Annotated in this window: 28 protein-coding genes; 26 read left to right on the top strand and 2 right to left on the bottom strand. The window is 65.8% G+C overall.

The features are described from left to right. Positions 1 to 2: 2 nt before the first annotated feature. Together AC07VS_RS02560 and AC07VS_RS02555 are read right to left on the bottom strand one after the other, a co-directional pair. Complete coding sequence (locus tag AC07VS_RS02560; protein WP_494750160.1) at positions 3 to 1076, bottom strand: phage portal protein; 1074 nt, start codon at positions 1074 to 1076, stop codon at positions 3 to 5. Further along, complete coding sequence (locus AC07VS_RS02555; RefSeq protein ID WP_494750159.1) at positions 1076 to 2881, bottom strand: terminase ATPase subunit family protein; 1806 nt, start codon at positions 2879 to 2881, stop codon at positions 1076 to 1078. Before AC07VS_RS02555 ends, AC07VS_RS02560 begins: the two co-directional genes overlap by 1 nt. Before the next feature lie 166 nt (positions 2882 to 3047). Between AC07VS_RS02555 and AC07VS_RS02550 the strand changes: the two genes are divergently transcribed. From AC07VS_RS02550 to AC07VS_RS02425, 26 genes are all read left to right on the top strand, one after another. Next, positions 3048 to 3878 (top strand): GPO family capsid scaffolding protein, encoded by an 831-nt coding sequence (locus tag AC07VS_RS02550; RefSeq protein WP_494750158.1) that lies wholly within the window; start codon positions 3048 to 3050, stop codon positions 3876 to 3878. 47 nt (positions 3879 to 3925) lie between these two features. Beyond that, positions 3926 to 4936, top strand: a complete 1011-nt coding sequence (locus tag AC07VS_RS02545; protein ID WP_494750157.1) for a phage major capsid protein, P2 family — start codon at positions 3926 to 3928, stop codon at positions 4934 to 4936. Between the two features lie 20 nt (positions 4937 to 4956). Beyond that, the gene (gpM, locus tag AC07VS_RS02540; protein WP_494750156.1) at positions 4957 to 5658 is read left to right on the top strand and encodes a phage terminase small subunit; all 702 of its coding nucleotides are present in this window, start codon (positions 4957 to 4959) and stop codon (positions 5656 to 5658) included. Positions 5659 to 5757: 99 nt separating this feature from the next. Beyond that, positions 5758 to 6228, top strand: a complete 471-nt coding sequence (locus tag AC07VS_RS02535) for a head completion/stabilization protein (RefSeq protein ID WP_494750155.1) — start codon at positions 5758 to 5760, stop codon at positions 6226 to 6228. A gap of 92 nt (positions 6229 to 6320) precedes the next feature. Continuing rightward, positions 6321 to 6533, top strand: a complete 213-nt coding sequence (locus AC07VS_RS02530; RefSeq protein ID WP_494750154.1) for a tail protein X — start codon at positions 6321 to 6323, stop codon at positions 6531 to 6533. A 5-nt stretch (positions 6534 to 6538) separates the two neighbouring features. After that, positions 6539 to 6817 carry a hypothetical protein gene (locus tag AC07VS_RS02525; protein WP_494750153.1) on the top strand — a complete coding sequence of 93 codons (279 nt, stop codon included), beginning with the start codon at positions 6539 to 6541 and terminating at the stop codon, positions 6815 to 6817. After that, entirely contained in the window at positions 6814 to 7209 is a 396-nt protein-coding gene (locus AC07VS_RS02520) for a hypothetical protein (RefSeq protein ID WP_494750152.1), read from the top strand. Before AC07VS_RS02525 ends, AC07VS_RS02520 begins: the two co-directional genes overlap by 4 nt. Then, positions 7206 to 7826, top strand: coding sequence for a hypothetical protein (locus tag AC07VS_RS02515; RefSeq protein WP_494750151.1), 621 nt, complete (start codon positions 7206 to 7208; stop codon positions 7824 to 7826). Before AC07VS_RS02520 ends, AC07VS_RS02515 begins: the two co-directional genes overlap by 4 nt. Further along, positions 7823 to 8389: a lysis system spanin subunit gene (locus AC07VS_RS02510; protein ID WP_494750150.1), complete on the top strand. Its 567-nt coding sequence runs from the start codon at positions 7823 to 7825 to the stop codon at positions 8387 to 8389. Before AC07VS_RS02515 ends, AC07VS_RS02510 begins: the two co-directional genes overlap by 4 nt. Further along, on the top strand, positions 8373 to 8873 hold the full coding sequence (locus AC07VS_RS02505) for a phage tail protein (RefSeq protein WP_494750149.1): 501 nt from the start codon (positions 8373 to 8375) through the stop codon (positions 8871 to 8873). The genes AC07VS_RS02510 and AC07VS_RS02505 overlap by 17 nt, the downstream gene beginning before the upstream one ends. Before the next feature lie 2 nt (positions 8874 to 8875). Then, complete coding sequence (locus AC07VS_RS02500; RefSeq protein WP_494750148.1) at positions 8876 to 9352, top strand: phage virion morphogenesis protein; 477 nt, start codon at positions 8876 to 8878, stop codon at positions 9350 to 9352. Beyond that, the gene (locus AC07VS_RS02495; RefSeq protein WP_494750147.1) at positions 9349 to 10257 is read left to right on the top strand and encodes a hypothetical protein; all 909 of its coding nucleotides are present in this window, start codon (positions 9349 to 9351) and stop codon (positions 10255 to 10257) included. Before AC07VS_RS02500 ends, AC07VS_RS02495 begins: the two co-directional genes overlap by 4 nt. A gap of 79 nt (positions 10258 to 10336) precedes the next feature. Further along, on the top strand, positions 10337 to 10879 hold the full coding sequence (locus tag AC07VS_RS02490) for a phage baseplate assembly protein V (RefSeq protein ID WP_494750146.1): 543 nt from the start codon (positions 10337 to 10339) through the stop codon (positions 10877 to 10879). Then, positions 10876 to 11235 (top strand): GPW/gp25 family protein, encoded by a 360-nt coding sequence (locus tag AC07VS_RS02485; protein ID WP_494750145.1) that lies wholly within the window; start codon positions 10876 to 10878, stop codon positions 11233 to 11235. The genes AC07VS_RS02490 and AC07VS_RS02485 overlap by 4 nt, the downstream gene beginning before the upstream one ends. Next, positions 11232 to 12077 (top strand): baseplate J protein, encoded by an 846-nt coding sequence (locus tag AC07VS_RS02480; protein WP_494750144.1) that lies wholly within the window; start codon positions 11232 to 11234, stop codon positions 12075 to 12077. The genes AC07VS_RS02485 and AC07VS_RS02480 overlap by 4 nt, the downstream gene beginning before the upstream one ends. Beyond that, positions 12077 to 13036 carry a phage tail protein gene (locus tag AC07VS_RS02475; RefSeq protein WP_494750143.1) on the top strand — a complete coding sequence of 320 codons (960 nt, stop codon included), beginning with the start codon at positions 12077 to 12079 and terminating at the stop codon, positions 13034 to 13036. The genes AC07VS_RS02480 and AC07VS_RS02475 overlap by 1 nt, the downstream gene beginning before the upstream one ends. Positions 13037 to 13044: 8 nt before the next feature. After that, positions 13045 to 13527: a BW3TFN family phage tail fiber component gene (locus AC07VS_RS02470; protein ID WP_494750142.1), complete on the top strand. Its 483-nt coding sequence runs from the start codon at positions 13045 to 13047 to the stop codon at positions 13525 to 13527. 2 nt (positions 13528 to 13529) lie between these two features. Next, entirely contained in the window at positions 13530 to 16670 is a 3141-nt protein-coding gene (locus AC07VS_RS02465; RefSeq protein WP_494750141.1) for a DUF4815 domain-containing protein, read from the top strand. A gap of 22 nt (positions 16671 to 16692) precedes the next feature. Continuing rightward, on the top strand, positions 16693 to 17712 hold the full coding sequence (locus AC07VS_RS02460) for a hypothetical protein (protein ID WP_494750140.1): 1020 nt from the start codon (positions 16693 to 16695) through the stop codon (positions 17710 to 17712). Positions 17713 to 17719: 7 nt separating this feature from the next. Further along, positions 17720 to 18307 carry a hypothetical protein gene (locus tag AC07VS_RS02455; RefSeq protein ID WP_494750139.1) on the top strand — a complete coding sequence of 196 codons (588 nt, stop codon included), beginning with the start codon at positions 17720 to 17722 and terminating at the stop codon, positions 18305 to 18307. A gap of 1 nt (position 18308) precedes the next feature. Next, entirely contained in the window at positions 18309 to 18551 is a 243-nt protein-coding gene (locus AC07VS_RS02450) for a hypothetical protein (RefSeq protein ID WP_494750138.1), read from the top strand. Positions 18552 to 18596: 45 nt separating this feature from the next. Next, on the top strand, positions 18597 to 19790 hold the full coding sequence (locus tag AC07VS_RS02445; RefSeq protein WP_494750137.1) for a phage tail sheath protein: 1194 nt from the start codon (positions 18597 to 18599) through the stop codon (positions 19788 to 19790). 41 nt (positions 19791 to 19831) lie between these two features. Further along, entirely contained in the window at positions 19832 to 20341 is a 510-nt protein-coding gene (locus AC07VS_RS02440) for a phage major tail tube protein (RefSeq protein ID WP_494750136.1), read from the top strand. A gap of 77 nt (positions 20342 to 20418) precedes the next feature. Further along, positions 20419 to 20766 (top strand): phage tail assembly protein, encoded by a 348-nt coding sequence (locus tag AC07VS_RS02435; protein WP_494750135.1) that lies wholly within the window; start codon positions 20419 to 20421, stop codon positions 20764 to 20766. A gap of 8 nt (positions 20767 to 20774) precedes the next feature. Further along, the gene (locus tag AC07VS_RS02430; RefSeq protein ID WP_494750134.1) at positions 20775 to 20891 is read left to right on the top strand and encodes a GpE family phage tail protein; all 117 of its coding nucleotides are present in this window, start codon (positions 20775 to 20777) and stop codon (positions 20889 to 20891) included. Between the two features lie 18 nt (positions 20892 to 20909). Next, on the top strand, positions 20910 to 23483 hold the full coding sequence (locus AC07VS_RS02425) for a phage tail tape measure protein (protein WP_494750133.1): 2574 nt from the start codon (positions 20910 to 20912) through the stop codon (positions 23481 to 23483). Positions 23484 to 23486: the final 3 nt, after the last annotated feature.

Below are 23486 nucleotides of genomic sequence, written 5' to 3'. Positions count from 1 at the left end.
AACTACCCTCCCCCACTAGGCCCGGCCGGGCTGACCGTCACCTCGTATTTCTCAAACTGCACCACCTCCTCGCCCAGCCAGTCATTCAGGGCCAGAAAGCGGGCCTGCAGGGGCTCGATCTCATTGGTGGCGAACACCTGGGCCGCGGGCACGATGGCGCCGAAGCCGCCCGTGTTGCTGGGCACGATGCCCAGCAGTTGGGGCGGGATGCGGTGAGCCGCCAGCACGTCGTCGCGGCTCACGTTTTTGATGTTGAAGAAGTCATCCTTGGCGGCCACCTCGCTGACCGGGATCAGCTGGATGCCGTCCTTCTTGCCATTGGGGCTGTACAGGAACAGGTTGCGGAAGTTGCCCGGCCCCTTGCTCTGTTTCAGCGCCTCGCGGATGCCGTCAATGTCACCCTGGCTCTGGGCCGGGTCGCTGATGTACAGAATGAAGCCGGCGTGGCTGCCGTTGTTGAAGTAGCGCCGGCGGAACAGCGTGGCCGACTCATTGAGCCAGGCCGCCTGCAGGGCGCTCAGGTATTCGGGCAGGCCGTACACCTCCTGCTCGATGTCGGCCTCCTGCTGGTGGAACACCCGGCCGGGGTTGAACTCGTGCTCGTCGGCGCCATTGCGCACGAAGAAGTACTTCTGCAGATCCACCCCGCGGCGGGTGTACTTGGCCATCGAATGCGACAGGCCCAGCGTGCCCCCCAGGCGGTTGACCTGGCGCTCCAGGTAAGCGTTGCCGAACACCAGGAAGTCGAGCGCGAAGCGACTAAACACCTCGGTGCTCAACAGGCGGTGCGGCTTGAAGGTCTTGGCCAGGATATTGCGCTTGAAGTAGATCGCGCTGCTGTGGTGGGTGCTCGCCCGAAACGACTTCGCCAAGCCCGCCCAGCTCATGGGCGGCTCGTACCAGCGCCCATTGCTCCAGCACTCCAGGTAGTCCAGCAGCTCGCGCCGATCCATCACCGGGGTGGGATCGCCGAAGGTGAAGGCCTCCATGTGACCGGCTTTGGCCTGGTCGGCGTGGGCGAGCTGCGCCGATGCCTGGGCCGGTATCACCTGTTTCGCCTGTATTTCGTCTTGCATCAAGAAATCTCCATGATCGATTGGGAGGAACTGGTCTCGCCATCCAGCGATTCGTTGTCCATGGCGTGCATGCAGGCCCAGGCCAAGTCGGCATGGCCGGTGACCTCATTGCGGCCCGCGTCGTAGGTGACTTGCCGGCCGCTGGCCGTCATCACCCGTTTGATGGCCATGAAGGCCTGGGCCAGATCCGTGAACCCGGCGTCGAACTCAAGGCGACCCTTGCGGATCACGCTTTGGGCCTTCAGCACCAGGCGCGACTTGACGTCCACGCTGTACTGGTAGCCCTTCACGGCCGGGAAGAACTTCTGCACGATCTGAAACACGCCCTGCCCCATGCCGGTGGTGTCCATGCCGATGAAGGCCACGTTGAAGCGCTGGGTGATCTTGCGGATCACCTCGGCCTGGGCCTCAAAGTCGTTGCCCTTGAATTGGTGGCGTTCCAGCACCCGGAATTTGCCCCCCGGCGTACTGGGCGGGGCCAGCACCACCAGGCCGGCCGAGTCGCCCGACAGTGCCGGGTCGTAGCCCACCCACACAGGCCGATAGCCAAAGGGGCGCACGCTGAAAGGTTTGACGTCCCCCCACTCGTCCCAACTGTCGACCATGCATCGCTGCAGCTCGGCCAGGGGGAACATGCTGAAGCTGTCGTCCAAAAACCCGCACATCAGCAGGTTCTCGAACTCTTCGGTGGAGTACTCCAGCCGCAGCTCGTCAATGTCGAACAGGTTGCAGCCGCCGCGCATGGCGTCGACGATGGTGCAGATCTGCCGCCAGATCTTGTCCTCGCCCGTGAAGCCACCGGCCAGCCGTTCGTGGCTCAAGTCCAGGCTGATCCGGTCTTCCTTGGCCTTCTTGCGGTTAAAGCGCGCACCGCTCCACAGCGCGTAGGCCTCATGCTGAATGCTCGACGGTGTGGAGAAATAGGTTTTCCTCCAATGCTTGTGCATGGCCATGCCCGAGGCGACTTTGTTGAGCTCGTCGAACTTGCGGGTCCAGAAGCACTCGTCGAAATAGAAGTTGCCGTGGTAGCCCTGAGCTGTCAGCGCGTTGGTGCCCAAAAAGTACAGCGTGGCGCCGTTGCTGAGCACGATCGGGTCGCCCGACAGCTCGATGCCGCAGGCCTCCTTGGCGAAGGCGATGATGTACTGCTTGAAGATGTGCGCCTGCGCCTTGCTGGCCGACAGGAAGATCTGGTTGCGGCCTGTTGCGATCGCATCAGCCAGGGCCTCGCGGGCGAAGTACCAGGTGGCACCGATCTGCCGGCTCTTGAGAATGAAGCGCGTGCGCGCCTCGCTGTTGCGAAACCACACCTTCTGGTAATCGAACAGCGAGTCGTGGAAGGCCTCCAGCAGTTGCTCGTGCTGCTCCTCGCTGAAGTGGTTGCGCTCGGGCTTCTTCTTGGGACGGTCGTTGCGCCGCTCAATGGCCGGGTTGAGGTCGGCCTCCTTGGCGGTCTCGGCGTATTTGTGCACCCGGGCCAGGCGTTCGATCTGGCGGCCCAGCAGGTCGATCTCTTTGAAGTCGCCGCCGGTCTTGGTGTCCTTCATGACCAGTTGCACCAGCCGGGTCTCCAGTGCGGCCTCCACGCGCTGCACGGGCTGGGCCTTGTCCCATTCCTCGGCATCTTTCCAGCCCTGCACCGTGCTGCGCGGCTCGCTCAGGTACTCGGCAATCGACGAGATCCGCCAGCCCTGCCAGTACAGGTGCCGGGCATTGCGGCGCTTGTCCGCATCCTGGCCCTGGGCAGGCTTTTGCGCATGCGCCAGGACGGCGATGGGCTTAGGAACGATGACGGCTTCAGGCATGCCGTCGAGGTTAGGCGGCGAACCACTTACTCAACGACTTTGGTTGACACCTCGTTGGTGTAAGGACCAGTTCTACACCCTGGGTTCATTGAACGGCCGACGTCGCCGCGCGACCATGGCAGCTACCCGCAACACACCTCGCAACCATTCCGGAGTAGCAGCCATCATGGCCCCAAAATCCAAACTTTTCCGCGTCGCCACTGAAGGCGCCACCACCGACGGCCGCGTGATCCAGAAGGACTGGATCACGCAGATGGCGGCCAACTTCGACCCCAAGAAGTACGGCGCCCGCGTCTGGCTGGAGCACTACCGCGGCATCGCGCCCGATGGCCTGTTCAAGGCCTACGGCGATGTGATCGCGGTGGAGGCGCGCCCGGTCGAAGACGGCAAGCTGGCCCTGTTCGCCCAGATCGAGCCTCTGCCCGAACTGGTGGCCATGACCAAGGCCAAGCAGAAGATCTACACCTCCATCGAGGTGAACCCCAAGTTCGCCGACACCGGCGAGGCCTACCTCACGGGCCTCGCCGTCACCGACAGCCCCGCCAGTCTGGGCACCGACATCCTGGCCTTCGCGGCGCAGAACCCCAAGGCCAGCCCCCTGGCCGGCCGCAAGAGTCACGCCGAAGCCCTGTTCTCCGAAGCCATCGAGGTCGCGCTGGAATTCGAGGAGGACAAGCCCGAGGACCAGGGCCTGGTCACCAAGTTCATCGCCTCGGTCAAAAGCGTGACCGAAAAATTCAACGGCAAGGCCAAGGGCGACGACGCCCGGTTCTCTGCCGTGCTCGAAGCATTGGAAGAGGCCGGCACGGTGATCGCCGACCAGGCCGAGAAGCACGCCACCCTGCAAGCCGACCACGACAAGCTGTCCAAAGCCTTCGCCACCCTGCAGGGCCAGCACGCCGAGCTGGTGACCAAGCTCGGCACCACGCCCGAGCAGCAACACAGCCAGCGCCCGCCGGCCACCGGCAACAGCGGCCGCATCCAGACCGACTGCTGATCAGCCGCAGCTTCCCCACCTCAATCGCATCAACCCGGAGCCCCTCCATGCGCAATGAAACCCGCCAGGCCTATGCCGAACTGCTGAGCCAGATCAGCCGCCTGAACGCCGTGGCCGATGCCACCAAGCAATTCACCGTCTCCCCCAGCGTCCAGCAGAAGCTGGAGAGCAAGATTCAGGAGTCTTCGGACTTCCTGAGCCGCATCAACATCTCGCCCGTCACCGAGATGCAGGGCGACAAGCTGGGCCTGGGTGTGTCCGGCCCGGCTGCCAGCCGCACCGACACCACCAATAAGGACCGCCAGACCCGCGACATCAGCGGCCTGGATAGCCGCGGCTACCAGTGCGTGAAGACCAACTCGGACACGCACATCACCTATGCCAAGCTGGATGCCTGGGCCAAGTTCCCCGACTTCCAAACCCGTGTGCGCGACTTGATCGTGCGCCGCCAGGCGCTGGACCGCATGCTGATCGGCTGGCATGGCATGAGCATTGCCGCCGACACGGACCTGGCCGCCCACCCGCTGCTGCAGGACGTGAACAAGGGCTGGCTGCAGCACCTGCGCGAAGATGCCCCGGCCCGGGTGATGGGCAGCGGTGCCGCCAACGGCGTGATCAAGATCGGTGCCGGCGCGGGCTCCGACTACAAGAACCTGGACGCGGCCGTGTTCGATGCCGTCAACCTGCTGGACCCGTGGCACCAGCAAGACCCCGACCTGGTGGTGATCATGGGCCGCGCGCTGCTGGCCGACAAATACTTCCCCTTGGTCAACGTCAACCAGGCGCCCAGCGAAACCCTGGCGGCCGACATCGTGATCAGCCAGAAGCGCGTGGGCGGCCTGCAGGCCGCGACAGTGCCTTACTTCCCCGATCACGCCATGCTGATCACCACCTACGACAACCTGTCGATCTACTGGCAGGAGGGCGCACGGCGCCGCCGCATGGAAGAAAACCCGAAGCGCGACCGCATCGAGAACTACGAATCCTCGAACGACGCCTATGTGGTCGAAGACAACGGCCGCGCCGCGCTGGTGGAAAACATCCAGCTCGTGGCCTGAACCCGGGGAGGCACCGCACCATGACGACGCCCGCCCGCCGCCATCAGATGCGCGTGCTCGCCGAGCAGGCCGCTCTGGCCACCCCCAACGGGGGCCAGGTCGAAGGCTCAGCCTACGAGCTGATGCTGGCCCAGCTCTACGAGCACCGCCGCACCCTCAAAGCCATCCAGTCGGTGGAGCGCAAGATCGAGGCCAAGCGCACCATGCTGGCCGACTTTGACGCCTGGATCGATGGCGCACTCGCCGGTGGCCAGGGTGGCCAGGACCTGGTGCTCACCAGCGTCATGGTCTGGCACTTGGACGTGGGCAACTGGACGCGCGGCCTGCAGATCGCCGAATACGTGCTGCAGCATGGCCTGGCCCTGCCCGACCAGTACAACCGCGACACGGCCACGCTGCTGATCGACGAGACCAGCACCGCCGCCCTGGCCGGGTCCCTGACCGGCCCCGACGCCCTGGTGGTGCTGGCCCGGGTCGACCAGATGACGGCCGAGCGCGATGCCCCCGACCAGGCGCGCGCCAAGCTGCACAAGGCCATCGGCTACGCCCTGATGGGCAAGACGCCCACCACCGAGCCCGACATCACCACGCTGGACCCGGCCCTGGCGCGCCGCGCCATGGACCAGCTGCAACGCGCCCACCAGCTCTTCGGCCAGGTGGGCGTCAAAAAAGACATGGAACGCCTGGAGCGAAGGCTGAAGGCCTCGCCCGGCCCCGACTGAGCGTACCCCGCACCCTGGCGGCTCGGGGTGCCGTTGGAGCTGGCCCAGGCCCACCCCTGAAGCACCCCGACCACCGCCACCTATTTCTGAATGCCCACCATGAGCTTTCTGGCCACCACATCCCCACCCACGCCCACCAATGAGCCCAAAGTCGAGAACGACCCGTGGTTTCCGGAGATCGACCTGGGCGCGCTGCGCGCCGCCTGCCGGCTCGATGGCACGGTCACCGTGGCCCGCCTGCGCGAGGCCGCCACAGCGGCCATGCTGAGTGTCAACCGCGAACTGGCCGCATTCAAGCTGGGGCACATCGCCTGCGGCCACGGCACGTTGGCGGACATCCCGGCTGATCAGATCGGCCGATCCAGCGTGCTGGTGCTGCACTACCGCCGCGCCGTGTACAGCGCGGTGCAGGCCGAGCTGGTGGAGGAATACCGCGACATGGACACCACGGGCAAGGGCGACAAGAACGCCGACGCCATGGAGCCCCGCGCCGACACCCACCGCCGAAACATGCGCTGGGCCCTGAGTGACCTGTTGGGCCAGCCGCGCACCACCGTAGAGCTGATCTAGAACATGTCTACCCCCACGCTCCCTCACTCCGTGTGGTCGCTGCCCCCCAAGGGGGCCCAGCCTTGCTTGGGGCGGCCCGGCGCCGCGGCTGTATGACCACCACGCTGCAAGTCATGGCCCGCGACGGCGACACGGTCGACCAGCTCTGTTGGCGGCACCTGGGGCGCACTGCGGGTGTCACAGAAGCCACGCTGGCCGCCAACCCGGGCCTGGCAGCGCTGGGGCCGCGCCTGAGCGCCGGCACGCTGGTCGACCTGGTCATCGTGGCCACCCCCACCCAAGAGACCGTCTCGCTTTGGGACTGAACACCATGAACGATCCGAAGGCCCCGCGCCTCATCTTTGACCCGACCATCAACCTCGGCCACGTGCTCACGTTCGCCGGGTTCATCGCCACCGGCTTCGGTGCCTACAGCACGCTGGACAAGCGGGTGGCCATGCAAGAGCAGAAGGCCCTGATCGCCGAACAAAAGGCGTCTGAGCAAGACCAGCGCAACAGCGAAGTGCTGCGCGAGATCAAGGCCGATCTGAAAGACGTCCGCCGCTCGGTGGACGACGTCAACCGCAACCTGTCCCGGAGCCGCCCATGAGCCTCAACAACCACCTTCACCACCACCCGCGCCTGCGCGCCATCTTCAACCTCGACGCCTGGCTGCTGATCGTCATCGGCCTGGTGCTCTTCGGCGCCCGCACCCCGCTGCAGGCCTCGGCCGCCGGCATCAACCTGCCGCTGCTGGCCACCGTGCTGCAGCTCTCGGGCTTCATGTTCTGCATGGCCGGCCTGCAGGTGCTGCTGAGCCTGCTGGTCTGGCCCCAGATCAGTGTGGGCGAGCTGCTGCAGCACGCTGTGCAGCAAGGCGACTTCGCGGCCGGCGTGATCCTGCTGGGCCTGTTCATCTACAACGGGCTGTGCATGCTGGCCTTTGTGCTGTGGGTGGGGGCCAGCATGGGTGGCGCTGTGGGCTTGGGGGTCGCTGGATGATTCCGCCCAATGCCCCCGCCATCCTGGCGCTGCTGCAGGCCCTGCTGCCAGCGTACTGGCCCGCCATGCCTGCACCCAGCTTCCTGGCGGCCCAGATCGAGCAGGAGACCTGCCCCAGCCCGCAGCACCGCATGTGCTTCAGCGAGCGGGCCGAGCTGCGCACGGCGCGCGAGTACGGCTTCGGCTTGGGCCAGGTCACGATCACCTCGCGATTCAACGTGTTCGAGGAGGTCAAGCGCATGCACCGTGACCTGGCCGACTGGCGCTTCGAGGACCGCTTTGACCGCCGCCGGCAGTTGATCGCCCTGGTGGTCAAGGACCGGGCGCATTTTCGGAGCTGCAGCGCCCTGATGGCCGACGCGCCGGCGGCGCTGGCCTGCACCGCGGCCCAGTACAACGGCGGCGCTGGGGGATTCCTGGCAGATCGGCGCCTGTGCAGCAACACCTCGGGCTGCGACCCGCGCCAGTGGTTTGGCCACATCGAGCACACCAGCACCAAGGCCAAGACCGCAGTGGCCGGCTACGGCAAGAGCTTTTTTGAGATCAACCGCGAGTACGTGCGCAACGTGATGCAGGTGCGCCGGGCCAAGTACTCCCCCTTGATGGATGCCACATGAACGACTTCAAACAGAACGCCCTGGCTTTGGCCCTGTCCACCCTGCTGGTGGTGGGCCTGAGCCTGCTGACCTACCAGCTCGGCTTTCAGCGCGGCGAGATCCGGGCCCAGAACGAAGCGCAAGCCCGTGAAGCCCAGATCAACGCCGACCACGCCGAGGCCCTGGTGCGCGCCACTGCCCGCGAGCAGGCCACCGAGCGAAGCCTTCGGACCGAGCTGTCCGAGCTGCAAACCCGCCTTAACCTGGATGCCCAAAATGCAAAACAAATCAGTGATCGCTCTGCTGCTGCCGTGCGCTCTGGCGCTGTGCGCCTGTCAATCCCCGTCGCAAGTTGCCCTTCGGACGGTGGAAGCCACCCGGGCACAGGTGCCGGATCTGCCAGCGGAGATCGGAACCAAGCGCGTGCCCAACTTGCGCCTGAGTATGGACTTGCTCTTACAGCCATCGCCGACGATGGAGACGACAGCATCCGGCAGCTCAACGCCTGCATCGACGCCTACAACGCCGTGAAGGTGCGCCTGAACGCAAAGCCCGAAGGTTCGTCCCATGCTCAAGCCCGGTAGCCTGCGCGCCCACATCGAGGCAGCCGTGCCCGATCTGCGCACCAATCCCGACAAGCTGTCGGTGATGGTGCGCTCGGGCCGCTTGATCTGCACCGGAACCGGCTCGCTGTCGTTTGAGTACGCCTACACCCTGCAACTGGTGGTGCTGGACTACGCCGGCCACGCCGACGCCGTCATGGTCCCCATCCTGGCCTGGCTGGCCCTCAACCAGCCCGAGGTGCTGGACAACCCGGATCTGCGCGACAAGGCGGTGCGATTCGAGGTCGAATTCCTGAATGCCAGCACGGTGGATCTGTCGATTGAGCTGGACCTGACCGAGCGCGTCCTCGTCAAGCCCAGGACCAGCCAGCCCGGTGCCTACGACATCCGCCACGTTGGGGAACCACCCCACCCTGCCTGGCCACAGCAGCGCGAAGAGTGGAGCCTGTACGTGCGCGACGAGTTGGTGGCGCAATGGGACCATGACCCCCGGCCGGTGATCTGACCATGAGCGAACTGAAAGCCCTGGAAGGCTGGGTAGCCCCGCTGCTTGATCGGCTTTCTGATGGAGAGCGGCGCAAGCTGGCCATGGCTGTGGCGCGAGATCTGCGCGCAGCCAATGCCGCCAGCATCCGAGCCCAACAAACCCCAGATGGAGAAGCCTGGGAAGCCCGCAAACAGCCCGCTAGGAACAAGCGGGGGGAGATCCGTCGCAAGGCCCAGGCAGGCAAGGCGGGCATGCGGATGTTTCAGAAGATGGGGGCGGCCAAGAACCTCAAGGCCATGGCCACGCCTACCGAGGCCGTGGTGGGATTTGTGGGGCGGGCCGAGCGGATCGCTCGGGTGCATCAGTTTGGTTTGAGCGACCAGGTGATGCCTGGAGGACCTATGTACCATTACCCTACTCGGGAGTTGCTTGGTATCAATGCAGCTCAAATTCAGCGTATTCAGAACCTGCTAATTTCGCACCTAGGAGCGACGTGATCTTCGAATTTCTTTCAGGGGCTTTCAGAGAGCTAATCCCGGGCGCCACGCTTGTTGGCCTCGCAGTTTTCTTATTCAGAAACTGGATAATTGAACGACTCAAGGCGAATCTGAAAAACATCTACGACAAAGACCTTGAAGACCACAAGGCAGAGATTTCAAAAGACATTGCAGCCATTTCACACAAAAATGCAGAAGAACTGCAAAAAATAAAACTCAATCTCGACAGAGAGCTAGAGAAAGTCAAACATCAACACGGCATAGACCAATTAAGAACCTCTCTATATTTTGAAAATCAGAGAAATGCACTGAGCGAAATTCTAGTAAAGATCATTCACATCAATGAAACATGGTGGAAGGAAGGATATTACGAAGAAGTTGGCTTGACGCATGGAGCTCCAGAAGATCGAAATGATTTAAAAGATCTTTATGCAAAGCACAGGCTTTTCCTGGATGAAGAATGCTGCATGGCTATTGAAATAGCCATGCAAACATACCAAGAATCCCTTCCCTTCGGAAACGATGGCGAGCCCAACTTACGCTACCCCAACCCTCAAGACTCATACGAATACATTCAATATGCAACACCACGAATAGCCGCACTATTTCAAAAAAAGCTTGGTTTGGCATCCGACACCAGATCCATAAGGCAGTTAGCGCTATTAGACGCCATACGCATCTTAAATCAATACCATTTCAAAGCACTTGATTTACCAACCCAAGGCTCTTTGAGTCACAACACTGCCGACGGTCCAGCCGAAGCAGTGAGAAAAGGTGAGCAGCACTATGATTTTTTACTCGAAAAATGCATTCAATTTCAAAGCCTACTACAGAATAATGCGACCTTCTTCCACGAAGCAGAAGGAAGACTAACCCGTCTCATAGCGATACTCAAAGACAATTAGAAATTCAACTGGGTGTAACGAACAAAAATACACCCTGATTCTCGTGCATTAAATACCGCACCCCGGCACCATCAACCGGGTGCAAAAACCCCTCACCCAACCCGAATCTCCCTACGAGCTCAATCGCAAGATTGAGAACATCGTGCGCCTTGGCTCCGTCGAGCTGGTGCGCCTGGGCAAGCCCGCGCGCTGCCGTGTGCGCACCGGCGGGCTGCTGAGCAACTGGGTGCCGTTTTTCTCGCTGCGCGCCGGCGGCCAGGCCGGGCGCACTTGGTGGCCGCCGGTGGTGGGCGAGCAGTGCGTTCTGCTGTGCCCCGGTGGCGATCTGCTGCAGGGCGTGGCCCTGGCCGGCCTGTTCAGTGACGATGCCCCCCAGGGCAGCGAAGACCCCCACCAGTTCCTGCAGGAATGGTCGGGTGACGACTTCATGAGCTGGCTCGATGGTGAGCTGCTCATCCAATGCGCCACCGCCATCACCCTGCAGGTGGGCGACCAGCGCCTGCGCATCACTCCCGAATCCATCCGGGCCACGCCCGACATCCTGGCCGACACCATCAGCCTACGCCATCACCACCACGGTGGCGTGCGGGCGGGTGACCAGGTTTCTGGGGAGCCGCAATGAACCGCACCACCGGCGCCGCCATCACCGGCATCGAGCACCTGCGCCAGTCCGTGACCGACATCCTGACCACGGCCATCGGCACCCGCGTCATGCGCCGCGAATACGGCTCGCTGGTCCCCGAGTTGGTGGACCACCCCGACAACCCGGCCACCCAGGTGCGCCTGTTCGCGGCCATCGCCAGCGCCCTGATGCGCTGGGAGCCCCGCCTGCGCCTGACCCAGTTGCACTACACGCGCACCGAGCCCGGCAAGGCCGTGATCACGCTGGACGGCCTGTACCTGGAGCCCAGCACCAAGCAGCCCCAGGTGCTGAGTCTGAGCGTTCCCCTCACCCTCGTTTCTGGAGCTGCGGTATGAACGCCCAGGACCTCACCACCTTGCCGGCCCCCAATGTGGTCGAAGCACTGTCCTTCGAGGCCATCCTGGCGGCTGAGCGCGCCGACCTGCTGCAGCGCTACCCGGGCGTGGCCGATGTGATCGACCTGGAGAGCGAGCCGCTGCAGAAGCTGCTGCAGGCCCACGCCTACCGCGAGCTGCTGTACCGCCAACGCGTCAACGAAGCCACCCGGGCCTCCCTGCTGGCCTTTGCCACCAAGGGCGACCTGGACCACAAGGGCGCCTTCTACGGCCTGGAGCGCCTGGCCGGCGAGACCGACGAGCGCCTTCGCCTGCGCATTGGCCTGCGCATCCGCGCCCTGGCCGGCAATGGCACTCGCGAGCATTACGAGCTGATCGCGCTGAGCACCTCGCTCAACGTGCGTGACGCCCTGGCCACCCAGCCCCAGCCGGGGCGGGTGCAGGTGCTGCTGTGGATTGACGATGCCAGCCTGGCCGACGTCACCGCGCTGGCTGTGCTCAACGCCGAGAACGCCGAAGGTGCCCGGCCGCTGGGCGTGCCCGTCACGGTGGCCGTAGCCCAGCCCCGGCCGGTCAACATCAGCGCCCGGATCTGGCGCGAGGCCTCGGCCCCGTCCGACCTGGTGGCTCAACTGCGCACCAGCCTGCCGCTGGCCATGGCCACCTATGCCCGCCTGGGCCGTTCCGTGCCCCGGTCCTGGATCACCACCCAGTTGCACGTCTCAGGCGTGGCCGCGGTGCGCTACGTGGACAACCTGCGCCCGACTGAGACCACCACCCTGGCCGCCGATGAATACCCGGTGGTGGGCGTGCTCGAACTCACCGACGAGGGGATTTCCTGATGGCCACCACGACAACAACCGCGATCACCACCGTGCTGCCACCGGCCTCCACGGCCCTGGAGCGGGCCATCGACCAGGGCATGCCGGCCTGGGATGGGCTGGCCGAGGCCATGGCGCCCACCGGGCCCCGCTTGGTCGACGCCTACCCGGTGGCCTTCTACCCTTGGCTGGCCGCCGAATGGGGGCTGGCCGACTTCGCCCGCTACTTCGACAGCCTGGCCTCCTTGCTGGAAGCCGGCCGTCCCTGGCTGCTGGAGCGCGGCACCGCCGCGGCTGTGCGCCGGGTGCTGGGCTGGCTGGGCTTCGACCAGGTGCTGATCGAAGAGGACGCCGCCTACCTGCACATCGATCTGGGCCGGGCCGCCAGCCCCGCCGAGATGGGCGAGATCGCCCGCGTGGTGCGTTCCAGCATTCCGGCTCAAATCCGCTTCTATCGGGTGTTCCACAGCTACGACCTGCGCCCCATCACCTTCGACGGTGGCCAGGCCCTGGACGTGGGCCTGCTGGACAACGATTCGGGCGTCTGGGTCAGCACCGACACCGGGCCCGACCTGAAGGCGAGCTTCGCCACCCTGCAGGCCCGGGGGGTGAACCCTTGGCCCCATGGACAGATCGAGGCCTCGGCCACATCCGTGCACGCCCTGACCATGCCCCGCGGCGACCGGGTCGAGCTGGACTCGTGGCGCCTGGACAGCTACGTGGTGGTCGACACCTACAGCGGGGTTGGCGCCATGTTCACCGGCACCTGCGCGGCGCCGGTGCGAGGCGTTCCGCACGGGGTCGCCGGCACCGTGCACCTTGAATCGCTGGCTTGGCCTGCCATTGACCCGCTCGACAACCGTACCGACGCCCACGCCATCGAGATCTCGAGCCCCATGCCAGCCCCGCGCCGCTGGGTCGGGCCTTGGGACGCCAGGCCCTGGCGCACCTCCATTGATTCCAAGCACACACAGGACTGACCACCATCATGGCAACCCTTCAAGAATCCGGCCGCATCGCCCTGGCCATCGCCGTCGCCGGCCAGCCCATCCACCTGGCCTGGGGCCACGGCTCACCCGCCTGGGATGACGCCCCCCAGCCCGAGGGCAACACCAACGCTGGCCTGGTCGATGAGATCGGCCGCCGGGCCTCCACCCAGGTGGGCTACTGCCGACCCGACGCCAATGGCGAGATTGAGCTAGCCACCGGCCGCTACACCTTGTCGGCCGAGCCGACTACCTACGTCTACGTGAAGTTCGTCTTCGCGTTTGCCGAGGCCGCCGGCGAGACCATCCGCGAGCAAGGGATCTTCCTGGGCACCCAGGTCAAGGCCGGCCTGCCTGCGGGGCAGCGCTACTTCCTGCCCCCAGATCTCGCCAGCCCCGGCCGCCTGTATGCGCTGGAGCGTGTGCCCGCCTTCCCCCGCAATGGCGCCACCCGCCAGATGTTCGAGTACGTCCTTCCTTTCTGACCATGATCATTTACAACCGATTCGACCCGGCCAAGCGCTACAACCGTGTGCTGTTCAACGCCGAGCGCGTGCTGCAGTCGGCCGAGCTCAACGATCTGCAAGACGCCCTGATCCACCGGGCCAAGTCCGTGTCCGATGTGCTGTTCAAGGATGGCGGCATCGTCGAAGGTGCCGGCATCGTCGTGAACTCAGGCACTGGCGCCACGCTGTGCGAAGCCGGCAGTGTCTACGTTGACGGCACGGTGCGCCCGGTGCCCGCCGGCCAGCTCCAGATCGCCACCGTGGGCATCGTCAATGTGGGCGTGTACCTGCAGGTGGCGGTGGTGACCGAAGAGCAGGACCCAACACTGCTCAACCCCGCCGTGGGCACCAGGGGCTATCAAGAGCCCGGCGCCTGGCGCGAGCAGGTGACCCTGGCGTGGGGCTTCAAGGGCGACGGCCAGACCGGCACCTTCTATCCCATCTGGGCGGTGGAGGATGGCTCGGTGCGCGCTCGTGAGGCGCCGCCCAACCTCGACGCCATCACCCAGGCTCTCTCGCGCTACGACCGCGACAGCACCGGCGGCACCTACGTGGTGCGCGGCCTGGAGGTGGTGGCGGGCCCGGATCTGCCCACCGGCCAGCAGGTCTACACCCTGGCCGAGGGCGCGGCCCGCATCAGCGGCCGGGGCCTGGAACTGCCCGCCTCGCGCCGCGTGGTGTACGACGCCACGCCCGAACTGCTGGCGATCGAGGACGAGCCCCACGCCTCGACCACCGAAGCGCTGCAGCACATTGCGTTCGATCGCACCCCGGCCGTCGGCACGCTGACGGTCAAGATCACCGTGCGTAGCACCCACGACATCATTCACGGCGGCTTCAACGGCGCGGCCGACCCGCTGCCCGACACCAGCGTGCTGCTGGTGGAGTCGGTCAAGCAGGGTGCGACCACATTCAACAAGGACGTGAGCTGGAAGCTCACCGCCGGCCAGATTGACTGGAGCCTGGCCGGGGCCGAGCCCAATCCGGGCAGCACCTACCAGGTCACCTACCAGCACATCATCACCGCCCAGGTGCAGAACCTGACCAGCACGGGCTTTGACGTGGCCGGCGCCCTGGCTGGCTCTCTGATCCTGGTCAGCTACCAGCAGGCCCTGCGCCGCTACGACCGCCTGTGCATGGACAGCGACGGCAACATCACCTGGATTCGGGGCGTGCCGGCCGAATGGAGCCCGGTGGCCCCCACCGTGCCGCAGAACTGCCTGAGCCTGGCCACCGTGTACCAGAGCTGGGACAGCAACCGCCGCATCGACCAGGATGCCGTGCACATGGTGTCCATGCAGGAGCAGGCCGGCTACAGAGCGCTGCTGCGCCGCCTGTTCGAGGATCAGGCCGAGCTGCGCCTTGCGCTGGACATCTCAGGCCGCAACAGCGGCATCAAGAAAGGGCTGTTTGCCGACCCCTTCCTGAACAACAGCATGCGCGACGCGGGCGTGGCCCAGACCGCCGCCATCTCGGGTGGCGCGCTGCGCCTGCCGATCGCCATCACCGTGCACCAGTTGGGCCTGGGCATCATCGAGCGCCAGGCGCTGCCTCATGGACACCGGCCGGCCCTCTCGCAGACCATGCGCACCGGACAGATGCTGGTGAACCCCTATTCGGCGTTTGACCCCCTGCCCACGGACCTGGTGCTGAAGCCCGCGGTGGACCGCTGGACCGACGTACAGACCCTTTGGGCCAAGCCCCTGGAGCGTCAGTTCTATCTCAGCGGCATCGGGGTGGGCTCGGTGACCAGCGTCAGCAGCGAGATCGACACGCTGCAAGAGACATCGACCGAGCTGGAAACCCTGCGCCAGATCGAGGTGCAGTTCGAGAGCCACTTCGGCCCCGGCGAGACCGTGACCGCCATGACCTTCGACGGCATCGCGGTGCACCCGACCGCCCTGAACGGTGGCGCGCTGGCGGCCAATGCCCAAGGGCTGCTGCAGGGTAAGTTCACGATTCCTGCCAACGTGCCCGCCGGCACCAAGGAAGTGACGCTCACGGGCTCGGGCGGCAACCACGCCACGGCCTTGTTCACAGGCCAGGGCACCCTGGTGCAGCGCGAGTTGCAGCAGGTCACCAAATACTGGTACCAGGCCTTTGTTGACCCGCTGGCCCAAACGCTCACGCTGTCGACCACGACGCATTTGACCGGGGTGGACCTGCAGTTTGTGGCCAAGGGCACCAGCACCGTGCTGGTCCAGTTGCGTGAGGCCGAGAACGGCTTTCCCACGCCTCGCATCCTGGTGGAGAAGCGCCTGCAGCCGGCGGACATCGTGCTCGACGGCCGCACCCGCGTCACCTGGTCGCCCGTGCTGGCCGAGGCCGGCCGGGAGTACTGCCTGGTGCTGCTGTGCGACGACGCCAGCACTGCGGTGGCCGTGGCCGAGCTGGGCAAGTGGGACACCACGGCCGGGCGCATCGTCACCAGCCAGCCCTACCAGGTGGGCGTGCTGCTTTCCAGCAGCAATGCCAGCACCTGGACCGCGCACCAAGACCGCGACCTCACGTTCGAGCTGCTGGCGGCCGACTACAGCCAGACCGAGAGCCTGATCGACCTGGGCACCGTGGATGTGGTCGACACCACCGACTTGCTGGTGCAGGCCTGCGTGCACCAACCCTCGGCCGCCTCGAGCTGCGTGTTCCGACTCACGCTGGACAACGCCAGCGTGATCGAGGCCGCGCCTGGCCAGGTGGTGACCTTGGCGACCCGGTACACAGGGCACGTTCAGGTGTCTGCGCGCCTGCGCGGTGCGGGTTCGCTCGGCGCCATCCTGGAGCCCGGCATCCAGTTGGTGGTGGGCTCATTGCAGACCGCTGGCAGCTACATCAGCCCCCTGGTCAATGGCGGCGGCCAGGTCAGCGTGCGCGTGGTGCTCGAGGCGGATCTGCCCGCCGGCAGCTCGCTCACGCTGCACGCCCAAACCCAGAACCAGACCCAGGCCGCCGGCGCCTGGACGCCTGTGCCCTTTGTGAGCAGCAGCCCCCAAACCGCCGGCGTGATGGAGCTGGTCTACCAGCTCGACAACTACGCCGCCGACAAGGCCCGCCTGCGCCTGAGCCTGACGGGCACCCACGCGGCCCGCCCGGCCATCACCAACCTGCGCGCCGTGGTGCTGTGACACAGGCAAGAGAGACCCAGAAATGAGCCAACCCATCAACGACATCACGCCCAACCTGGGCCTGGCGCTGCCGCACCCGGCCAACGACGCCGACGTGGACATCATCCGGCTGCGCAACATGATCCAGACGCTGGACGCGGCCATTCCGGCCTTGCTGACCAACGCCATGGGCAATGTGCTGACCAGCCTGCATGCCGAGCTGCAGACCGTCATTGGCGCCCTGAACACCGTGGCGCCGGCCGGCAGCGCACTGAGCACCGCCCAGTGGACCAATGCGCGCGCCGTGCTGCTCGATCGCCTTGATGCGGCCATCACCAGCCGCGCGCCGGCCGCCACAGCCCTGTCCACCGAGGTCTGGACCAATGCCCTGGCCCAGCGGGTGGCCGCCATCCCGACCAAGAACGGCGGGGCGCTCCGGTACCAGGAGTTCACCAGCTCGGCCCTGTTCACGCCCAGCGCCGCGCTGCTGGCCAATGGGGGGCAGGTATGGGTACAGGCCCTCGTTGGTGGAGGCGCAGGGGGGGAAGCTGGCTACGCCGGTTATGACGCTTACAGCAACCCCTATGGAAGCGCTGGTCGCAGCGGTGGCGGTGGCGAGGTACTGCTGAATCGCCTGGTCACGGTAACAGGGCCGGTCAACGTGACCATTGGATCGGGCGGCGCGGCTGGCACTGGCGTGACGAACAACATTGGCAATCGAGGAGCCGACGGGGGAGCGTCGTCTTTCGGCGCTTTGCTGACTGCAGCAGGCGGTCGCGCAGACGGCACATCGGGCAACGGCAATGGTCCCATTAACTCCAATATTGGCATGCCTGGCCTGCCGCTGGCGGGCTTTGGGGGAAGCATGAAAGGTCCCGGCGCCATGGGTGGCGCTGCTGGAGGACCTCCCTTCTATTTGTCCGGTGCATCCCTCTATAGCGGGGACAACACGCCCACCCGACCCAACCAGGGATGGGGTGGCAAAGGGGGCAACTCGACCCAGCCCTGGGCCGCAGGCCTCGCCGGGCAAGCCGGCTACTGCCTCATCTGGTGGCTGGAGTAACAGGACCATGCAATACGCACTCATCAAATCTGACAGCACCGGCCTGGGCCGGGTGCACAACGTGATCGTGGCCGATGCCGAGTTCATTGCCCACATTGCCCCCGACTGGGATCACATCGAGGCCCTGGACACGCTCCACGAGCAGGGCCTGGGGGTGGGCATTGGCTGGGGCTATGACCTGGCTGCAGGGGAGTTCATCGCCCCACCGGCGGCTGCTGCGCTCGAGGACCAGCGCCCCACCATCGTGGTGACCGGTATCACGGCCGACGCTGGCCATTCCGCGCACCTGGTGCTCAAGGGCCTGCGCGAGGTCACCTGCCTGGTGGGCACCGAACTGCAGGCCGAGGCCGAACTACGGGTGGGGCTGGCGGGCGCATTGCTGCCCCTGGATGACACCTTTCGCATGCCGCTGCGCTCACGCGACGGCCGCGAGCGGGTGCTGCTGGGCACCATGACCCAGGGGCGGATCCGGTTTCGGGTGACGCTGCCCGAGTCGGGTGTCTGGAGCGTCACCGAGGACGCCATCAATGAGGCCATCCCGCCCGAGCACCGCATGGCATTTGCCGGTCTGACCATCTACGTGGTGGAGGCCTGACATGGGTGGCTGGATCTTGAGCATCCTGATCGGCCTGGACCAGCTCGCCAACACCGTACTGGCAGGCGAACCCGACGAAACCTTGTCATCGCGCGCCCACCGCATGCGCGAGAAGGGCCTGCCCGTCTGGGGCTGGACGGCCCGCGCCATCAACACCCTGTTTTTTTGGCAGACCGACCACTGCCGAGAAGCCTTCGAGGCCGAGCAGCGCCGCCTGCAACAGCCCCCGGCGCTGCGCAACTGACCGCCGGATCTCCCTCTTTCAAAGTTTTTCAACCTGGAGCCATCAATGTCTTCTGCCAACTACCACCACGGCGTACGCGTTACGGAAATCTCTGCCGGCCTGCAGGCCATCACCATGATCTCGACGGCCATCATTGGCCTGGTGGCCACCGCGCCCGACGCCGACGCTACCGTGTTCCCCCTGAACACCCCGGTGCTGGTCACCAAGATCAACACCGCCATCGACAAGGCCGGCGTGCATGGCACCCTGGCCCCGGCCCTCACCGCTATCAGCGAGCAGACCCGCCCCATCCTGGTGGTGGTGCGCGTGGCCGAGGGCCAGGGCGCCGACCCCCAGGCCAAGCAGGCCGACCAAGACGCCAAGGTGATCGGCACCAGCGTGGGCGGGCACTACACCGGCCTGCAGGCCCTGCTGGCGGCCCAGGCCCAGCTCGGCGTGAAGCCCCGCATCCTGGGCGCGCCAGGCCTGGACAGCGAGCCCGTGGCCGACGCCTTGGTGTCGGTGGCCCAGAAGCTGCGCGGCTTTGGCTATGCCGCAGCCCACGGCGAGGATGTGAGCGGCGCCACGGCCTACCGCGACCTGTTCGGCGCCCGCGAGCTCATGCTGCTGTGGCCCAACTGGAAGAAGTTCGACGTCAATGCCGCCGGCATCGTCGAAGCCCCGGCCGTGGCCTATGCCATGGGCCTGCGCGCGCGCATCGACCAGGAATATGGCTGGCACAAGACCCTGTCCAACGTGCCGATCAACGGCGTGCAGGGCATCAGCCGCGACGTGCATTGGGACCTGCAGAGCCCCGACACCGACGCGGGCCTGCTCAATGCCGCCGGCGTCACCACGCTGATCCAATCCAGCGGCTACCGCTTCTGGGGCAGCCGAACCACCAGCAGTGAGGAGCTGTTCGCCTTCGAGAGCGCCACGCGCACGGCCCAGGTGCTGGCCGACACCATGGCCGAGGGCCACATGTGGGCGGTGGACAAGCCGCTGCACCCCAGCCTGGTGAAGGACATCCTGGAGGGCATCAACGCCAAGTTCCGCGAGCTCAAGAGCGGCGGCTACATCCTCGACGGCAAGGCCTGGTACGACGAAGAAGTCAACACCACCGCCACCTTGAAGGTCGGCAAGCTGCGCATCGACTACGACTACACCCCGGTGCCGCCCCTGGAAGACCTGGGCTTCCAGCAGCGCATCACCGACAGCTATTTCAGCGACTTCGCCGTGCGCGTCGGCACGGGTCTGTAAGCCCGCAGCACCTTTTCAACCCCTGATCACTGGAGAACCTCATGGGACTGCCCAAGAAACTCAAGAACTTTGCCCTGTTCGTCGACGGCGTGAGCTATGTCGGCGAGACCGAAGAGGTCACCCTGCCCAAGCTCACCCGCAAGATGGAGAAGTACCGCTCGGGCGGCATGAACGGCGAGATCGAGCTGGATCTCGGCTCGGAAGCCATGGAGATGGACTGGAAGGCCGCCGGCTGGATCTCCGACATCCTCAAGCAGTGGGGCGTCACAACCCACAACGGTGTGCTGTTGCGCTTCGCCGGCATGCTCCAGTCGGATGATTCCGAATCCGTCGACTCGTTGGAGGTCGTGGTGCGCGGCCGCCACAAGGAATTTGACCCGGGGAAGGCCAAGGGCGGAGACAAGACCGAGATCAGCATCAAGTCGGCGATCAGCTACTACAAGCTCACGGTCAATGGCACCGCACTGATCGAGATCGACGTGGTGAACATGATCGAGCTGGTCAATGGCGTGGACCGCATGCAGCAGGTGCGCGCCGCACTGGGCATTTGATCCGGGCATCTGATGCCCATCCCGGGCGGCCCCTGGCGGGCCGCCTAGCCAACCATCACCCAATCTCCGAAAATCCCATGACCACCCCTGAATCCACCACCGCCGCCACCCCCACCGCCATCCCTGCAGCCCAAACCGACACCGCCGTGGTGCCCCTGGACACTCCGATCCAGCGAGGCGAGCAGACCATCAGCTCCGTCACCCTGCGCAAGCCCAAGGCCGGCGAGTTGCGCGGCCTGTCGCTGTCGGCCCTGATGCGCGTCGACGTCGACTCGCTGCAGGTGCTGCTGCCGCGCATCAGCTCGCCCACCCTCACCAAGTTCGACGTGGCCAACCTCGACCCGGTCGACCTGGTGGCCCTGGGCGGGGAGGTGCTCGCTTTTTTGCTGCCGAAGGGTCAGGTGCAGGCCTTCCTGAACGCATAGAGGGCGCCATGGCCGATCTGGCCGTGGCATTCCACTGGCCGCTGTCGGAGATGACCCCGATGACGGTGTCCGAGCTGATGGCCTGGCGCGAGCTGGCCATCGAGCGCCTGACCCCTGAAGACTGACCCCAAGGAAAACTCAACATGGCTGCAGACATGCTGCGCCTGCGCGTGGTGCTTGACCTGGCAGACCGCGCCCTGGCCCCCCTCAAACGCATCACCCAGGGCAGCAAGGCCACGGCCCAGGCCCTGAGTGCAACACGCAAGGAACTGCGCGACCTGAACGCCCAGCAAGGCGCCATCGACCGCATGCGCGCCCTGCAGCAGCAGCTCGCGGCCACTGGCCAGCAGACCAAGGTGGCCACCGTGATGCTCGGCCAGTTGCGCCAGGAAACCCCGGCCACGGCTACCGAGCAGCGCAAGCTGGCCCAGCAGATCGCCACCGCCGAGAAAGAGCTGCAGCGCCTGAACGCCACCAGCGACACCCAACGCCAGCGCCTGATCGCCGTGCGCCGGGCCATGAAAGAGATGGGCATCGGCAACGTCACCGAGGCCGAGGCCCGGCTGCGCGGCCAGATCGACGCCACCACCCGCTCGGTGGAACGCCAGCAGGCCCAGCTCTCGCGCCTGGCCAAGATCCGCGAGACCACCGCCAGCCAGGGCATGAAGGCCGGCCTGGTGGTGGGCGCCGGCGTGGCCATGAACGCAGCCGGCCGCAAGGGGATCGACATCGGCATGGCGCCCGTCAAGGACTTCGCGACCCATGAGGACGCCATGCTGGGCATTGCCCGCCAGGTGCCGGGCGCCCGAGATGAGATGGGCCGGCTCACCGAGGTGTACCGCCAGGCCGAGCTCCAAGTGCGCGAGCTGTCGGGCCAGGTGCCCCTGGCCACCACCCAGATCGCGGCCATGATGACGGCCGCGGCCCGCATGGAGGTGCCCACCGACCAGCTCAAAGAATTCACGCTGATGGCCAGCGAGATGGCCACCGCCTTCGACGCGGTGCCCGACCAGGTGACCGAGTCCATGGGCAAGGTGGCGAAGAACTTCAAAATCCCGCTCACCGAGATCCGGGGCCTGGCCGACTCGATCAACTACCTGGACGACAACGCCATCAGCAAGGGGGCCGACATCATCGGCTTCCTGAACCGCACCTCGGGCGTGGTGTCCACCGTGGCCATGTCGGCCAAGGATGCCGCCGCCCTGGGCAGCACCTTGCTGACCCTGGGTGAGCGCGAAGAGACCGCCAGCACGGCCACCAATGCCATCGTGCAAAAGCTGGCTGCGGCCACCAAGGGCACCAAGAAGTTCCACGCGGCCCTGGCCGAGATCGGGCTGAAGGACACCGCCATCCAGAAGGGCATGGCCACCGACGCCATGGGTACCCTGACCCAGGTGCTGAGCGCCATCCAAGCCTTGCCCCAGGACAAGCGCATCGGCGTGATGGTCGAGCTGGTGGGCCTGGAGCACAGCGACACCCTGGCCAAGCTGGTTGACAAGCCAGAGGAGCTGACCCGCCAGCGCGAGCTGGCCAACGGTGATGCCGGCAAGGGCTCGATGGCGCGCGAGGCCGCCGCCCGCAACGCCACTCTGTCGGCGCAGTGGAAGATGGCCGAGAACCGGGCTTTCAACCTGAAGGCGCAGATCGGAGAGGGGCTGAAGCCGGCGCTGATCGAGCTGATGGATGGCATCAACCCCGTGCTCGAGCGCACCTCGGCCTGGGTTTCTGAAAACCGCTCCCTCGTCTCTGGCGTGCTCAAGGTGGTACTGGCCGGTTCTGCTCTGCTGGCCGTGCTGGGCGCCGTGCTGATTCCGGTCGGCCTACTGGCTGGCAAGTTCATCCTGATGCGCTACCTGGTCACCACGCTGGGTGTGAAGCTGTTCGGCCTGGGGCCGGGCATGGGCCTGCTGTACAAGGTCGGCTTCATGGCTGGGCGGGCATTTGGTGTGCTGGGCCCCATCCTGACTGGCGCCGGCTCGGCCATCGCGCGACTGGGGGCCCTGATGCTGGCCAACCCAATCGGCATCGCCCTCACGCTGATCGCCGTGGCCGCCTTCATGGTCTGGCGCAACTGGGACGGCATCAAGGGCGGGCTGATCGCGATCTGGGAGACCCTGTCGGGGGCCGTGAGCGGCTGGTGGAACAGCATCAGCACCGGTGGCCAGGCTGCGTGGCAGTACGTGGTGGACCTGAAGAGCCGCTTCCTGCAGGCCGGCGCCGACCTGATGGCGGGCCTGACCGATGGCATCACCAGCCGGCTGGCGGCCGTGCGCGACACGATTGCCGGCGCGGCCGACTCGGTGGCTCAGTGGTTCCGCGACCGCCTGGGCATCAAGAGCCCCAGCCGGGTGTTCATGGAGGCCGGCGGCTTCATCAGCGAGGGCACCGCCCTGGGAATCACCGGTCGCCAGGACCTGGTGCGCCGCGCTGTGCTGGCCATGGCGGGCACGGCCGTGGCCGGTGCCTCCATGGCGGCCGATAGCCTTGGCGCTGACGCTCAGCCCCTGGTGCTGGCCCAGCGCCCAGTGATGGCAGCCCGCCAGGCAGGTGCGGGTGGATCTGCAGCAGCCGCACCGCCCAGCAGCCACCAGATCACGATCAACGCCACCCCGGGCATGGACCCGCAGGCCATCGCCCGCGCCGTGTCGGCCGAGCTGGACCGGCGCGATCGGGCGGCCCGGTCGCGGGTGCTGTCCAGCATGAGCGATATCGATTGAGGA

Source organism: Curvibacter sp. GW821-FHT01G03 (assembly GCF_059422285.1).
Note: the sequence above shows the minus strand (reverse complement) of the source record. Positions and strands in the feature narration are given on the sequence as shown.